A 14915-nucleotide genomic window follows, 5' to 3' on the forward strand; every position below is an offset into this window, starting at 1 on the left:
CTCTCCTTTGTACCATTACGTAAGCTGTTTCAACTAGATTGACGAGGCTTTATAGACTTAAAAGTTTTTTAACGTTTTAAAATCTTTGTTATCTTGTTCTAAATCTGAAACCAAACGTGATAAATTCATTAGGGTTCAGATCATTAGAACAATATTGAACGCAGACTTTTCCATCAGTACCTATATATGTTCTATGAATTTGTGGCGTGTTACCTTTTCCCATGCTTGATGCTACACCAATAAAGTGAGTCGATTGCATTGGTCTGAATCCTTCTTTTAAGGTAAAAACAACAGAGTCAAAACCAACCTTACCACCGGCAATTGATCCAATAATTTCAACAACACCAAATGAATCTATACTATATTGCAAGGTATGGGGGTTACCATCAACAGAATTATATATTTTCCAACCATTTTCGAGTTGCGAAAGGTCTACCTTGTTCCACTTCACCTCTGCATCTGCATCGGACAGTAATCTACGCCAGCCTTGCCAGCCCAAATTTAAATCAAGATAATTTGTAAAGACGTTATTACGATAATCCACAGCAATCACCCATCCAAAAGTTCCCTTGTTATTATTATCAGCAGATGTAAAGTGATAAAAACCGCGTGCAGATAAAGCAGAAGGATTGTCTAGTACTCCAACTGGTGAATAAAATGTACCGAATGTTTTCCCTGCTTGAATAATTTTATCGAGTAAGCTTTCTGTAGCTGCTACAGATACACGAACGCCACCCGTATCATTTGTAATTTTAATGAGCTGACTGCCATTCCATTTATTTTGATCAGACATGTTTGGCAGAGGCGTCCACGTTATAGAAAGATCACTGGAACCATATAGAAAAGTATAAGCATTTCCCGCTGTATCGATCGCTAAGCCTGTTCCTGCATTCGCTTGGCCAACCGTTTGGATACCTCTTAATGCATTGGTTGTTGGACTATCTTCCGTGCCACGAGGAGCGTAAAATGTACATGTTCCTTTATCCTTAATAGCATCATAGATCTTACTAGCAGCTGGGATGCTGATTAAATGTGTGCCGTTGTCTGCCGTTATTTTATAACTTTGAGAATCATTCCATTTTTGTCTCTCTGCTTCAGTTACATGTTGTTTCGTATCATTTTTATGGCGAGTGAACTGTTCCAACAGTTCAGTGTCATTTTCAAGTAAGACTTTAACCATTTCATTAAACAGGTCCGCATGGGCCTTATCACTAATTTCAAATGTTTTCGGTGTTTTCAAATCCATTTTGGACTCCCTCCATTAATAAATATCATCAATCTCAAAAACAAATTCGATGTCGCCATCTTTTTGTTTGTCTGTCATGGTGCGGATGGCGGTGAATTTACCGTCTTCGTCGACAAGTGCTAGTTCGTTGATCACTTCTCCTGCCAGTTCTCCCTCGGCGATCGTGCAGGTGTAGCGGATTTTTGCTGGTTCCATGAAAGTAAACGAATCAATATTTTTTTGAACTAGTTCTTTTTTGAGTTTTTGTTCAGTGCCGTCTAGAGAGATCGGTTTTCCATCCTTCGTTCCCCCATTTCCAAAGGCCATTTTGACGACTTTTGTGAGTTTTGTTCCTTCGGCTCTTGCCTTTGCCATTTGTTGACGTGCATACAGTGTTGTTACGGTTAATTGATCAGCCATTGTGATCCTCCTTATAACTCTATTTTTTTAGAAGTTGCTGCTAGCATTTTTGATCCGTCCAGCGGAACAGATCCATCGAGAATCCAGTAATGATCCTTGATCAGTAAGCTTCCACCCTGCTCAGTTTGGACATGTACTGGCAGACGGAACGTCATCTTCTTCTTGGTTTGATGCTGGAGCTGATTTTTTGTGCGTAAAGTTAATGCCGCTCCTTGCTTCGTTTCATGTACCGCTCCAGTCATGACATAGTTCATGCGATGTGCTGTTTCTGAATGATGTTGGAGCCGCATTCTCATGTTTAATGAATGCCGAAAACGAGCAGGCACATCCGTTGTACCTCGTGTTCCGCTGAGATAGAACGTACCATTTAAAACAAACTCACCATTGAGTAAAATCGGAATATGATCGAAAAAACCCACCCTGCTTCGCAGTGTGAGCCTTTGATGATGTTCATTTTTTTCATGTACATCAGTATGATGCAAAGCCGTAAACGTATAAACCAAGTGTGCAGGTTTTAACGTTTCAAGTATTTCTACAATATATCTCGTGTTTTGCAGATCATCTAAGTTCACACGTAAGGCGAAATGATAGCGATTGGTTGTGAGACGGATGATAGCACTTGGATTTTTGAGAAAGCGATTGACTGATTTCTCTAATGAAAGATACGTGATTGGCGGAATATTTGACATCATATTGAGTAAGCGTGCCCTGCGCAGTTCAATTGAATCATCTGATTCCCGCTGCACCTTCAGCATTCTTTCCCATCTGTTTAATCCCCATGTCGCAGTTAAAGGAAAGAACTGATCCGTTAAGTCGAAAATGGATTCGTCCAATTCCTCAAATTCCGGTGCCTCTGTCTTGAGTAGATGATCCACTTCATAAATCTCTGTAAAATATGGCGGCAGGTAGTTTTTCATTTCATCCTGTTTGCTCAATAACCTTCACCTGCCTAAGACGCGGAATCTCAATGTCCTGTAATACTAAGTTTTTCGACTCTCCATTCAATAACACATCTGCATAATCTGACACACTTTCTGAATGGTACAGAATATCATTTAAGGCGGACATTCGAATGGTACTCTTTTCAAATGCGATTGATTTCAACAGTGTCTTGACCTTTTCTTCTATTTCTTTCTGAGCGCCTTCAAGGGTCCAGTCCATTTGAAGTTCGACAGCCACTTCTATGTCGATATCCAGCCATTTGGCGCTTTCAACGGTTGCTTTCGAGCCTATAGGCGCTTGTCCTTCTCCTTCACCTGGCACTGGGTCGATATATTCCTGTACTCTTTTGACAAGAAGGTCTGATGCAACATCTAGATTGCCATCTGTGATGACAATTTTGACTGTCCCTTCTCCGTTCCAAAGCGGGAACACTTTTGCTCTGCCAACACCGGGCACTTCCTCAGCCCATTTTTTATAATGCGCCCTGTTGGCACTGACAGCCTCCCGCCTCGCACGTATTAAATATCGATCATATAAAGAAGCGTCATCTTCCTCCTCTTGACCTGGTATCACCAGTTCTTTCATCTTAATCGATTCAAGTCCTGGAATTGTATCAAGTGACAGCAGCGGCTGATCTGTTAATTGAACATTGCCGGCTTTACCAGGTGTCTCGCATTCTAGCGTACCATCCTTCGAATACTGGAAATAAACGTCTTCAATAAAAAAACGTGAGCCAGCTGGAATGTTGATATTGTTTGGCTGAATGACCGCTGACCAAACCGCTTTAGTGGCTGGTTTTCTTTCAATTCCTACTTCAGCAGCCCGCCGATCTAGAAACTCTCCTTGTGCTGTATCTGCAAAGACCAGCTCAAACACTTGGTCAAGCCAAATATAGGACTGGGCCAGTTCAGCGGCAGCAGGTGCCAAGGCATTCCAAATGACGCTGTTTTCTCTTTTATCTATATCATCTGGCAGTCTGTCCAGCATTCTTTCCATTAATGCTTCGTACGTCTGTTCCTCAAACATCGCCCTCCATCACCTCCTCTATTTCTAATGTGCCCTCATCTGTGACAATCGCTAGTTTGACATGAAACGAGTCATTTTGTTTTGTGACCTCTAACTCTTCAATATGATCAATCCGTTCGTCAACGAGCAGTGCTTCCTCTAGCAGCCTTGGAATCTCCATTTCTTTGTATTCATCCGTAGCTTCTGTATCCGTCAACAGCTCCTGAATTTCAGTGCCAATGTCGTGACTGTAGATAGGATGTGCATACCGCTCTGTCCTAAGTGTCATATAAATGAATTGCCGGATTGCCTCAATACCTGAAATGGTTTCGCCTGTCAGTCTGCCAGTTTCAAAATCTATTCGATACGTCGTTGAGGTTTCGACCTCTTCATCTTCTTCTATTTCCTCGATTTCTTCCTCTGGTGAAAGTGCCACGTTCATCACCTCCCTTACAATTTGTCGATGATGTAAAAGGACTGGCCTCCTGCCATTGCAAGCACCATAATACTGTCTCCCCTTTTCAGCTCATCATCCTCACCCTTATTTAAGCGCTTCGGCCAAATCAGTAATTCTTCTGGAATGATCAGCTTATGATTTTCATTTAATCGGATGCTCAGAGGGGAAACTGCCGTGACTTCTCCGATGACAAGATCAATTGGCGATTCTGCGTCTACTGCATTCACTGCTAATCGTTTAATCGCTTCACTTAATCTCACGCTTGATCACCCTTTGGCATGGAATTTTTCTCAACAACATCAATGGTCATGGTGTGTTTCACCCCACTGAATTCATGTTTGTCTTGATCGATCCAGTAAGTTTTTTTTACGTTGATTTCAGGAATTTTCAAATAGATCGGGAGACCGCTTTGCAGCTCAGGAATTCCTAGGGCTTGTATGCTTTTGACTTCTTGTTTGACGCCTTTTTTCTCTGCCAGCCGTACTTTGGCTCTTTTTTGCAATTGCGGCTGGTTGATTTGCCCAGTGACTGTCTCAACATGCTGTAAAATACCGTATTTATTCTGACTGGCTTTATCCTGTTCAATCACCACAATCTCGGATTTACTGCCTTTTTTCTTATTCTTCCCCTGTTCATCAGCAGACGTACGCATCTTGACACGAGTGGCTGTCCCTTCGATCGAGGTGCTGTATTGATAGCTGATGAGATTGACGCCTGATTCAATGACCCAGACGTCCTCTGGATCAGGCCAGGCTCTCAGCCCCATCTTGCCTTTAGCAGAATAGATTTGATAGTTTCTTCCTGTTTGCCGCTTCGTTTCTTTCAATGCTTTCAATATCATGTCATACAAGCTTGTATCATTTTTAAACACTAGTGATTTTATGACATGTCCTGTATTGGAGATGGAGGTCATTGGAATTTGAAAGTCAGCTCCAATCCGCCTTAAGATTTGATCTGCTCTTTGATTTGAAAAAACATAGACATCTTGGTTTTTCACCAAATATTGAAGCATATCGTATGCAGTAAAGGTCAGCTTTCCTTCAACCGGCGTCCGGGAAAAAACGATACCCCTGAACAGCTCTTTCCCTTTCCATTTAAAAAGAACCGTGTCCCCTTCTGAGACACGGTAATATGTTTGACTGCCTTGCTTTGTGATAATATTTGCCTGAATTGAGCGAGGGGCTTGATACCTTTGCCCCTGAAGTGTCACACTCTCTGTGACAAGCTCATACATGGTGCCGCTTCTGATGGCAAAAAGCTCAATCAATGCCAGCCCCCCTTATTGTGGTATTTTTAATTTTTGTCCAGGAAAAATCCAATGCCCTGGCTGCTTAATATTGCGTTTACTTCGTTTAATCATCGCTGCTTTATTGGCATTCCAAATACGCCGCCATTTTGTACTGTCACCATAAAATCGGCCTGAAATGGCCCACAACGTATCACCTTTTTTGACGGTATACAATTTTGGTGGTGTTTTTGATGGCCGTTTCTTTTTCGTTTGTTTTGCTTTTTTCTTTCGCTTGATTTTCCTAGGCGATGCGGTTTTATATTCCTTTAACTCGATCGTAAATTCACGATCTCCAATATCATATGACCCTTCCTTGTGGGTAAAGCTTTCAATGCTGCACGTCATATTGATTTTTGTTCCAGTTACAATCAACCGCACGGATTTCTTTGAACGCATCATTCGTTCAATTTTCGCGATCGCATTCTCTGGTGATGGAATGCTTTTATATTCAGCAATCGGCGAATATTTCTTAGGAAATAATGAGGTGAATGATACTTGTTTCGCCGATGGTACGTCAATAAAGGTCAGTTCTCCAAAAGAGGCGACCTTTACCGTTTCATTTTGTACGTTATTTGTGATTTCGAGTTCGGATGGAAGGACAGGGAATCGCAACTTGTCCTTTCCTTGGGAAATCCACAATTGATACACTGATTTACCCATCAATTACGACCCCCTTCGTTCCTGTATGAATCTCTACTTCTAGTTCATCAACAAGCATTTGTTTAATTTTTTCGACTAGCGATTGCTGATCTTGTCCATTATGGAAATGCTGATCTCCATTGAATTGAATCGTGATTTGTTTATTACCTGGCGATGTTGTACTGCCAGTAGACTGAACTGAGGTAACTTGCTGCATCTGTGCTTCTGGTAAAGGAGCAGATGCATTTGATGGATCATATACTTGCATCCCAAGTGCTTTAGCTGCCTGCGTCAATAAATACCTTCCGCGAATGCCTCTTTCCTCAGGAATAATCCATTCGCGCTTGTTTCCTTCACCGACTCTAGCAACCTGCTCTTGAGTAATCAATCCGCCATTTGCATAGCCTTTATAAGGGCCGCCTCTTCTCATACTTCGTAATCCCGGTGTGTTGAAGACTGTTCCATATCTTCCCTTAATGTAGTTAATGGCTGCTACGGCATTATGAATTGGGTTCCAAATGTCATTCATGCCTTTGCCTTTATTGGCGTTAAACGTCGTTCCAATGGTTTGCATTAAGCCTTTAGAAGGGGTTCCCTTTTTGGCGTTGGAATCCCATAAGTTGATCGCTCTCGGATTTCCATTTGATTCATGCTGCGCGATGGTCATCAGACCTGGAAGCCAGTTCATAGATGTGCCAGTTGCCATCAGAGCTGCCATCAGCCATTGCTGAACACTAAGACCTGAAGCCCCCATCCCGCTGAAGGCACCAATCAATGAACCAGCCTGATTTTCAGCAAATTTTTTCACATCAACTGAGTCAAGCCCTTTGACGACACCGATTGATGCAAATTTCCCAAGACTCATCATGACGCGTGAAGGGGAATGAATGTCTAATTCCTCTCTAAACGCCTGTTCTACTTTCTTCGCCATTTCTTTGGCCGCTTGCGTGACTTCGCTTCCTTTGGAACGCATGCCGCTGTTAAAGGCGTCAATCATTCCAGAACCCCAGCCTGGTGATTCTTGTTTTGCTTGCAGGAATGGTTGTTTGATGTTTTGATCTACGTATTGGCTCGTGCCAATTGATGTGGCATTTTGGCCTGCTGCAAAACCACTAACCGTTCCAGAACCCCAAGTGGGTGATGCTGTCATCACTTGTTGGTAGGGTGCTTTTACACGACTTTGTAAAAAGCTATCTGTTCCAGTTGGTGTCATCTGCTGACCGTTTGCAAAGGCAGAAACCGTTTGCTGACCATACTTTCCTGAGTCTGATGTCAATTGACCAAAAGGCTGCTGAATATTCTTTTGTTTCCATTGATCAAGAGAGATGACTTTACGATTTAATCCTTGTTCAAAATCGTTATTAAATTGCTCGCCAATGCTAGAGGCTTGAATGTTCGCATTCAATGAGACTGATCCGCCTCCGCTCATTGAACCTACAGAAGATGATGGAGTTGTAGGATCTGGGGAGCTTGAAACTTGAGTTCCTGCCGCTCCGCTCGGTACAACAGACATTCCAAGTTGAGAAGCAGCCTGAGCAAGCAGCATCTTTCCGCGTCCTCGGTTATTTTGAGTTGGAATAACAAATTCGTTACCTGCTTCACCGACCCATGATAAGGTTGGCTGGGTGATATAGCCGCCTGTGGCTTTTTTACCAGGTTTAAAATCCTTTTTCCCGTTTTCTCGACCTTTTTCAAATTTCACAATATGCCTACCAACGAGTTTTGCGCCTTCACTTTTGAGTAAATCCCATGAATCTCCTAAAATATTTTTACCCCAAGATTGAACATTACTCCACTTACTTGACCACCAGTCTTTATTAAATAAAGTTGAAGAAATAGTTGTTTTTGCAGTTGACCAAATTGTTTTTGATTGTTCCCATTTACTTTTTGACCAACTTTTTACGTTATCCCACTTTTCCCCCCACCAATCTTTGTTAAAGACCGTTTCACGAATTTTCCCTTTAATTGAATTCCATATGTCGACTGCGCCATCCCATTTTTCTCTGGTCCATTTTTTTACATTATCCCACTTCTCTCCCCACCAATCTCCGTTAAAAACAGTCTCACTAAGTTTCCCCTTAATAGAATCCCATATTTCGACTGCACCATCCCATTTTTCTTTGGTCCATTCCTTTACATTATCCCACTTCTCTCCCCACCAATCTCCGTTGAAAACGGTCTCACTAAGTTTCCCCTTAATAGAATCCCATATTTCGACTGCACTATCCCACTTTTCTTGAGTCCAGTCTTTGATAGCATCCCATTTTTCACTCCACCATTCGCCATTAAAGACAGTAGATTCTAAAACTCCTGTAACGTATCCAGCTTGTTCTGCCCACCATTCTGAATTGAACAGTGTATTCGATGCTGTAGTTTTTATATCTTCCCATTTCTCACTTAAGTTTCCTAAAGACGTTTCTGCAGAAGTTTTAACACTCCCCCACTTTTCACTCCACCATTCGCCATTAAATAAAGTGTTTGAAATATTCTCTTTAAGTTTTGAAGTATCAAATATCTCCCCTAATTTTGATCCACCATAAGTGCCAGCCATGCTTCCAGCAACACCACCAATTGCAGCTCCTACAAATGGTATTGGAATTAGAGCCTGACCAATTGCAGCTCCACTAACTCCTCCTGCAAGACCTCCAGAGAAACCACCTACTTTTTCCCCAACGTTTTCTTTGGTTGTTCCTATTAAATCTGTTGCACTTAATAAGTTCCCCAATACAGGCACTCTTTTTAATAACTTACTACTTCCTCTACCTATATTTTTTAATGAATCGCCTAAACTACTTAACCCGCCGCTACCTTTCATCAGTCCAGCAAGTCCCGCAACTGAGGCTACTATGCCTGTAGTTTTCTTCAATCCACTAGGGATTTTTTCAAAAATCTTACCTGCATTTGTTTTCAGTTTTCCTAGTCTACCTGAAGGTCTTCTATTTCTTTCAGCTCTAGAAATGGCGGTAGGATTTGTGGGCTGCCTTTGAGCACGGCCATTTCTATTTCTAGTTCTATTAGAACCACGCCTGCTTAACCCTCGAGCACAACAAGGGCAACAGCTATTACGAAACAAACCTTTTCCTTTTTGTTTATTTTGCTGCGTATTAGGAGTTGGATTTGTTGATGCTTCAGTCGTTGGACTTTGAGCTGAAGAGTTACTGTTGTTCTCGCTTGATGGATTTTTCGGGCCAAGGATCAAATCTAAGCCTTTGTTAAACCATTTATCTAAATACTCCTCAGGATTGATTTTAATCTTCTCACTAATTCGTCCGATCACTTCTTGTTTGTAAGCGTCGATTTTCGTTTCAATCCAAGGGAGTGCATTATTATCCCAAAAGTTTCTAGGACTCAATTTTTCTTTCAATTTATCTGAAACGTCACCTGCATATTTTTCAATTTCTTTTAGGGCCTTATTTCCCAAATTACCTAACCAGCTCTGTTTGTTTTCATTCGTTTTTGTAGCAGCAGTTGCATTAGGTTGCTTTTTTACTTTCTTTTCTTTCACAACAGACTCTGCCTGATCTCGTTTTTTCAGCTTACTTTTTGCATTGTCTTGAACAGACACTCTGATTTCGTGTTTGGACATCGTCAAGCTTTTGAGTGTCTTTTTGATTCGTTGAATTGCAGCGGTGGCTTGGTCAACCATGTTTAATCTCATATAGTACGTTCTGTTGATGAGCTGAAGGATTGATTTTTTGATCGATGACATTTTCGCTGACAATTGATCGTTTAGTTTAAACGTCAGCATAATGGGACTTGTCCCCATTTGTTTCAAACGATCTATGTTGGATTTAATGACATTCAGCCCCTTCGCTTGAAAGGATATGACCAGATGATTTGGAATCATATTTAACTGATTGTTCAATGCTTTTAGATCCCGATAGATTCCTTGATCCAGCCTCATAGAAAATACTGAAACTTTCCGCAGCGATAAAGTGAGGTTTCTTAATTTCTTTTCATCCATTTCCAGACTTATTTTCACTGGTTTTCTAAATGGTTTGAGCTGCTTCTCAAACGTTTGAAATCGTTTTTGAATGCGTAATAACTTCTTCGACACCCGGTCTTCTAATTCAAATCGTGCTGTAAGTTTCGCCAATTATTTACCTCCTTTCTTTGCTTCTTTTTCTAGCATGTCTAGCTTGTAGCTGATGAGTCCGAAAAGGAATGCTTTGAACGGTCTTGGGGATTCGTATAATTCCAGGAGTTCAGATGGGGAGTAGTGAAGCTCGTGCATTGCGTAATATAAAAACACCGCTTCTTTATCCCCATCTTTTATTAGTTTTTTGCTGCTTCTTCTAAATCTTCAATTTCATCTTCGAATCCGTTGATTTCGATCGCTTTGTTTAACCAGTTCGCATATTCACCGCCGACTGACAGGACCCGTTTTGCTACTTCAACTGGATCTTGTGTGCTGTAGGCTTCTCTTAATTCCTTTGAGCGGAAATCTGGGTAAATCGTCGATTCAATCGCAATACGTGCGTAGAAGCGCTGGCTGTCTAAGTCTTTCACACGTCCTCTGCCTTTGACATTTTTGAAGGTTGTGTTTTCTTTTTCCAATTCATCAATACGTTCAGTTGTAATGGCTTTAAAGACAAAAGGAATGACATTCCCTTTTTTATCAACAAAACGCTTAGAAATCGGTACTTTGACTTCTTCCGCTTCTACTGTTTGTCCTGGCATAAAAAATGAAAGATCAAATGTTTGTTTTTCACTCATGTTTAAAAACTCCCTTTGTTATGTTTTTTTGAATGCAAAAAAGCACATCCATTTTTTGAATGTGCTTTCCAATCTTTTCATGTATAATTTAAATTGTACAATTGAACGGCTTGCTCAAGGGCGTCTGGCTCATCCCCGATAGGAAGGGGGTGATGCATATGTCAACATTTGAAGCGATTTCCCTTATGCTTTTATTCGGGATGTTTATCTTTACTTTGTTGACGTATATAGACAAAAAATAGACTCCCCTTGAGCTGTGGAAGGTTAAAGGGAAGTCTACCTAAAGAACCTATTCGAAAAGCCAGCCCCTTGAAGGGCCTCATTGTACATTGCCGGGATGTTAGAGCATCCTGGCTTCTTTTTATTTTATGCAAATCGCTTTGCATGTAAACATATTTTAATGAATCGAATACAAGACGTCACCAGACGAAATTTAGACGGCTTCAAGACGGTTGTATTACAACTGCATTATAGCATATTCAGTTATTATTTTGCTAATTAATTAGCTAATTTCCTCCACTTTTCTTAGAATGTATTCTTCAGCTTTTCAGGCAGATCAAAGTCCTCGAATGTGAAAGGAACTTCTTCTTCAAGCGCCTCTGAATCAACATCCAATCCAGCGATTTTAGCAGAATCAAAGTTGACATCAAATAATGTGACACGCTCAGTGCCACGGCCTGATGATTTATCGTCAATGACAGCTTGAAGAGTGAAATATGGATCTTCTCCTTTTTTCACATAATTGAGCATTAATTGAACGAAACGGGACGTAACTTTATAGAATGTTGCCGTTCCTGTTCCGTTTGCTCCCGTTGTTTTATGTCCAGTCATTCGGCGGCCCATGACGTTGACTTCTGATTTGTTTTTCTCCACGTTTGCTTCGAAGGTTTTGATAAATGCAAGCTCCTCACCTTCTAAGAAAAGACGACCTTCTTTACCTGAAATTGTATTTTGCGCTTTAAAAGCCATCTTACTTCACCTCCACATTGAAATAGAATTTTTCTGCTGCATCTACTGGTTGAACCGCTAAATCGATGATAAATCCATCACGATCTTCATTGAGCCCGATTACGATATCTGTTTCTGAATTAAAGCCTGTAATGCCGCTGCCATCTTGAAGCTGTGTGAGATACTGGGTAATCAGTGTTTTCACAAGCTGTACTCCATCATCTGATGCTGGAATGTCATTGCCATTGGCTTTGCGTAATTTAATCAGATTTTTTAATTCGAATGTTAAATCATTGTTGATCGCATCAAGCACACGAATGATTTTGTTTTTCGCCATTTGCTGGTTCTTTTCAGCTGTGAAGCTTGTCAAGGAGTTAATATCTTTTTCAACACTCACGGTACGATCTCTCGCATCAAAGGTGAAAAGGAACTCCCCTTGCGATAATCGGTATTCTACTTGATCATTGTCAAGACGTTCTAATGTATCGACCGCTCCTTCGTATTCAACAAAGGTCAGTGACTGATTGAAATTTGCTCCGGCACTTGCACCTGCGACCCATGCTGTTGTTTGAGCAGGTGTTAGTTCGGTTCCATCTTCGAGTACAACGCCGCTTGTCACATTGATGATTCCTTCTTGGTCCGCTGCATAATTCGCCACAACTCCTTGCACCTTACGTCCTTGCTTATCACGTAAACGTTCGATAAATGAAGCGAAGGTTGCTTTTAATTGCTCACTATTATCGACTGGAAGGGCAATGACATCGAAGTATTCTGTTTCTGCTGCTTCTAGGAAAGCTGTATAATCTGCGACACTTGCCACCCCGTTTTTACCGCCGCTTAGTGCCACACCAGCTGTGATGACAGCTTCACCTTCACCAGAAAATTGAACGTATTTGTTTTTCACAAGATCTTTGACATCAGTGACAACCTGTTTATCCACAATGTCTGTTCCAAGATAAGTGATCACATCGCGTTTTGTGCTATCAAGTACATTTTCGGCGACTTGTACTGTGATCTCATTTCCTTTTTGGCCGCCATAATTTGCTGTGACGACAAAATTTTCAGCAATTTCGACTTTGGCCGGCTCTCCTTCATTGAGGCGGTAAAGCAAGACTGTTTGCGCTTTTTTCTTTGCTTCACGGAAAAGAAGAAGTGACTTATCATCAATGTTGAGTCCAACCTTTTTATTTAAATCTTCCATATTTGAAACGGAAATAAAGGTTTTTGGTTCTCCCCAGCTCATCACAAGGGGAAGTGCCACCGTACCTCGATCGCCTAAAGTAATTCGCTGCTCTGCTGTTGTTTTAAAATTAAAGTAAATACCAGGACGCTTTTTCTCTGTACCTGGTGTAAAAGTGCCTCCGTTCATCCTTTAAACCTCCTTGGACAAAAAAGCATTAATGTGCTTTTTCGCTTCTGTTTTTGTAATTGGTTGATGTTTGATATAAAAAAGAGCACCTTCAAGGATTTCTGGTTTGACCCCAAAAAGATCCTTACTGTGCTCCTTTAAGGCTTCAAATGAAAAGCCAAATTCTTTTTCTTCGCCGGCTGTTTGAGCGGGCTGTGCATGTTTAGTCTTGCTCACGTTTGATCACCCCATCTGAAAAGTTGATATCTTCAAGGCTTGCCTGTTTGTCACGGTTGTACCAATAGCTGCTATCCCACGTCAGGACAATCGCTGCTACGCCTTGATCTATCATTCTTGTTTCCACTCTCTTTATGCGGACATAATCATCAAGCACCTCTCCGTCTTCACTCATCATCTGAATGATTTGACGATCAGCAAGCAATGCATCAACGATTGTTTCTGCCGCATCATGTGCTTTTTCTGTATCAATATGAAAGACTTTCACTTGCAGCGAATAAGATTTCATAAAGGTAGAGACCGTATCTGGACCACTGATTACTGTCACAGGTGGCACATAAACGGATGGCACTTGAAAGCGTTCTGGCAAAAGACGATCATACATTGTCACAGGAAAGTGTGTGTAGATATAATGCATGATTGCCCCGACTTCTTGATTCATTCCATCACCTCCCAAAATGTCGATCGAACCAGCTTTGGAGCTTTCGATCCAGCGACTGTTCAAACATTTGCTCATAGAGCATGACAGCATGATCCCAGTAGCCATTGCCATCAATCCATTGAGAGGCAAGCATCATTCCGGTACTTGCATTCGGATCATATTCAAATCGGCTGCCAGTCCATCTGCCAGGCACCCATCTTCGCTCTCCACTTGAAGAAGTGGCATGTCCGTCATTGACATAGGAGGCATATTCAAGCTGCGTTCCCACTTCAAGTGTGAGACCGCCTTTTGAAATGAGAAAATGATTCTCCTTATCGCCTTGTGTAAAGGATCTAAGAAGCCGGCCTGTATCGACAGCATTCTCCTTGATTAATTCATCCTGAATGATGTCTAAAAACTGCAGGCCCATGTCCTCCAGCCAATCTTGATATTCTGCCTTTAAGCCGCCATCACCCGCTGTCTGCAGCTGTGAAATCAGCCGGTCAAGTCCATCAATTTTCATAGATTTTCCTTCCTGACTGCTATCACTTCGATGTGATGATTTTTCACTTTTTTAGGCTGCTGTAATTTGAGTGACACGCCATTCCACACCATTTTGTCATGCAAGCGAATATCACTTCCTAAAGGAAAATGAACAAGATAGGATTGATAAATGACTGTATTCGGCTCTTCTTGCACAAGTGACTGGTTCTTTTCTATGACATAACAAGCTAGATCAGTCAGGCTGGGAGCATCGGGATAGGAAAGTGTTATTTGTAAATCATCAGCTGGAATTCCAAATTTCCCGCGGGCGGACTCCTGCTGTTCAAGGTGAAAAAGATCACAGCGGTCTGTTAATAGAGATTGATAGCTCATAATGACCTCACCTTTAACTTGGCACTGCCGCCGGTCAATGTTGGTTCAATGTAATCTACAAGCAGGGCATATACATAGGGTCTGCCTTTGACTTGATCAGCTGCCTTCGCATATGAATAATCGCCCATTTTCTCTGACGTAAAGCCTTTCATCATAGATTCATCATCATTCAGCATGGCAAAATATTGGGCCATTTTTAATAATGCGATTCTTGCTTTTTCAGGGAGGGGCTGATATTTTTCGCTTGAGAAATCGTGACCTACGATCTGAAATACCGCAGCTTCTGCTTCGATAATATCTGCTGTCAGTCTTTCCACAGATCGATTTTTCACACGATCAAAGACAGAATAGGCTTGCAGTTCTTCAGCAGAAATGATCATGGCCTGCCGTCAC

The 14915-nt window shown here is 41.5% G+C and carries 19 protein-coding genes; 1 reads left to right on the forward strand and 18 read right to left on the reverse strand.

Annotation, left to right across the window (positions count from 1 at the left end; translation table 11 throughout):
• Positions 1-88 precede the first annotated feature (88 nt).
• Genes AAYR28_RS14160 through AAYR28_RS14210 form a run of 11 tightly spaced genes read right to left on the reverse strand, consistent with a single transcriptional unit; the run spans position 89 to position 10692 of the window.
• Positions 89-1246, reverse strand: a complete 1158-nt coding sequence (locus AAYR28_RS14160) for a hypothetical protein (protein ID WP_120207582.1) — start codon at positions 1244-1246, stop codon at positions 89-91.
• A gap of 15 nt (positions 1247-1261) precedes the next feature.
• Positions 1262-1645 (reverse strand): phage tail protein, encoded by a 384-nt coding sequence (locus AAYR28_RS14165; RefSeq protein WP_024423249.1) that lies wholly within the window; start codon positions 1643-1645, stop codon positions 1262-1264.
• Positions 1646-1656: 11 nt separating this feature from the next.
• Positions 1657-2580, reverse strand: coding sequence for a YmfQ family protein (locus AAYR28_RS14170; protein WP_025094225.1), 924 nt, complete (start codon positions 2578-2580; stop codon positions 1657-1659).
• Positions 2564-3613 (reverse strand): baseplate J/gp47 family protein, encoded by a 1050-nt coding sequence (locus tag AAYR28_RS14175; RefSeq protein WP_025094224.1) that lies wholly within the window; start codon positions 3611-3613, stop codon positions 2564-2566. Before AAYR28_RS14175 ends, AAYR28_RS14170 begins: the two co-directional genes overlap by 17 nt.
• Complete coding sequence (locus AAYR28_RS14180; protein ID WP_024423252.1) at positions 3606-4028, reverse strand: DUF2634 domain-containing protein; 423 nt, start codon at positions 4026-4028, stop codon at positions 3606-3608. Before AAYR28_RS14180 ends, AAYR28_RS14175 begins: the two co-directional genes overlap by 8 nt.
• Positions 4029-4042: 14 nt before the next feature.
• A complete protein-coding gene (locus AAYR28_RS14185; RefSeq protein WP_024423253.1) occupies positions 4043-4309 on the reverse strand; it encodes a DUF2577 family protein in 267 nt (88 codons plus the stop codon).
• A complete protein-coding gene (locus AAYR28_RS14190) occupies positions 4306-5316 on the reverse strand; it encodes an XkdQ/YqbQ family protein (RefSeq protein WP_120207584.1) in 1011 nt (336 codons plus the stop codon). Before AAYR28_RS14190 ends, AAYR28_RS14185 begins: the two co-directional genes overlap by 4 nt.
• 12 nt (positions 5317-5328) lie before the next feature.
• Positions 5329-5997 carry a LysM peptidoglycan-binding domain-containing protein gene (locus tag AAYR28_RS14195; protein WP_025094222.1) on the reverse strand — a complete coding sequence of 223 codons (669 nt, stop codon included), beginning with the start codon at positions 5995-5997 and terminating at the stop codon, positions 5329-5331.
• Positions 5990-10072 (reverse strand): transglycosylase SLT domain-containing protein, encoded by a 4083-nt coding sequence (locus tag AAYR28_RS14200; RefSeq protein WP_183002018.1) that lies wholly within the window; start codon positions 10070-10072, stop codon positions 5990-5992. The genes AAYR28_RS14195 and AAYR28_RS14200 overlap by 8 nt, the downstream gene beginning before the upstream one ends.
• Positions 10073-10210: a hypothetical protein gene (locus AAYR28_RS14205; protein ID WP_095357030.1), complete on the reverse strand. Its 138-nt coding sequence runs from the start codon at positions 10208-10210 to the stop codon at positions 10073-10075. It lies immediately after the preceding gene.
• Positions 10211-10251: 41 nt separating this feature from the next.
• Positions 10252-10692: a phage tail assembly chaperone gene (locus AAYR28_RS14210; protein WP_012011040.1), complete on the reverse strand. Its 441-nt coding sequence runs from the start codon at positions 10690-10692 to the stop codon at positions 10252-10254.
• A 185-nt stretch (positions 10693-10877) separates the two neighbouring features.
• Between AAYR28_RS14210 and AAYR28_RS19070 the strand changes: the two genes are divergently transcribed.
• Positions 10878-10934 (forward strand): putative holin-like toxin, encoded by a 57-nt coding sequence (locus AAYR28_RS19070; protein WP_350223447.1) that lies wholly within the window; start codon positions 10878-10880, stop codon positions 10932-10934.
• A gap of 283 nt (positions 10935-11217) precedes the next feature.
• Here the strand turns inward: AAYR28_RS19070 and AAYR28_RS14215 are convergent, their stop codons facing one another.
• From AAYR28_RS14215 to yqbG, 7 genes are read right to left on the reverse strand one after another with little or no spacing between them, the layout of a single operon-like run.
• Positions 11218-11661, reverse strand: coding sequence for a phage tail tube protein (locus AAYR28_RS14215; protein ID WP_024423257.1), 444 nt, complete (start codon positions 11659-11661; stop codon positions 11218-11220).
• 1 nt (position 11662) lies between these two features.
• The gene (locus tag AAYR28_RS14220) at positions 11663-13009 is read right to left on the reverse strand and encodes a phage tail sheath family protein (protein WP_120207586.1); all 1347 of its coding nucleotides are present in this window, start codon (positions 13007-13009) and stop codon (positions 11663-11665) included.
• 3 nt (positions 13010-13012) lie between these two features.
• Complete coding sequence (locus AAYR28_RS14225; RefSeq protein WP_041115867.1) at positions 13013-13225, reverse strand: hypothetical protein; 213 nt, start codon at positions 13223-13225, stop codon at positions 13013-13015.
• Complete coding sequence (locus AAYR28_RS14230) at positions 13212-13667, reverse strand: phage tail terminator family protein (RefSeq protein ID WP_039180991.1); 456 nt, start codon at positions 13665-13667, stop codon at positions 13212-13214. Before AAYR28_RS14230 ends, AAYR28_RS14225 begins: the two co-directional genes overlap by 14 nt.
• 4 nt (positions 13668-13671) lie before the next feature.
• Positions 13672-14169 (reverse strand): HK97 gp10 family phage protein, encoded by a 498-nt coding sequence (locus tag AAYR28_RS14235; RefSeq protein ID WP_024423260.1) that lies wholly within the window; start codon positions 14167-14169, stop codon positions 13672-13674.
• Positions 14166-14522 (reverse strand): YqbH/XkdH family protein, encoded by a 357-nt coding sequence (locus tag AAYR28_RS14240; protein ID WP_024425903.1) that lies wholly within the window; start codon positions 14520-14522, stop codon positions 14166-14168. Before AAYR28_RS14240 ends, AAYR28_RS14235 begins: the two co-directional genes overlap by 4 nt.
• Positions 14519-14902, reverse strand: a complete 384-nt coding sequence (yqbG, locus tag AAYR28_RS14245; RefSeq protein WP_024423261.1) for a protein YqbG — start codon at positions 14900-14902, stop codon at positions 14519-14521. The genes AAYR28_RS14240 and yqbG overlap by 4 nt, the downstream gene beginning before the upstream one ends.
• Between the last annotated feature and the right edge of the window lie 13 nt (positions 14903-14915).

The sequence above is a fragment of the Bacillus safensis genome (assembly GCF_039619585.1).
Lineage (GTDB): Bacteria > Bacillota > Bacilli > Bacillales > Bacillaceae > Bacillus > Bacillus safensis.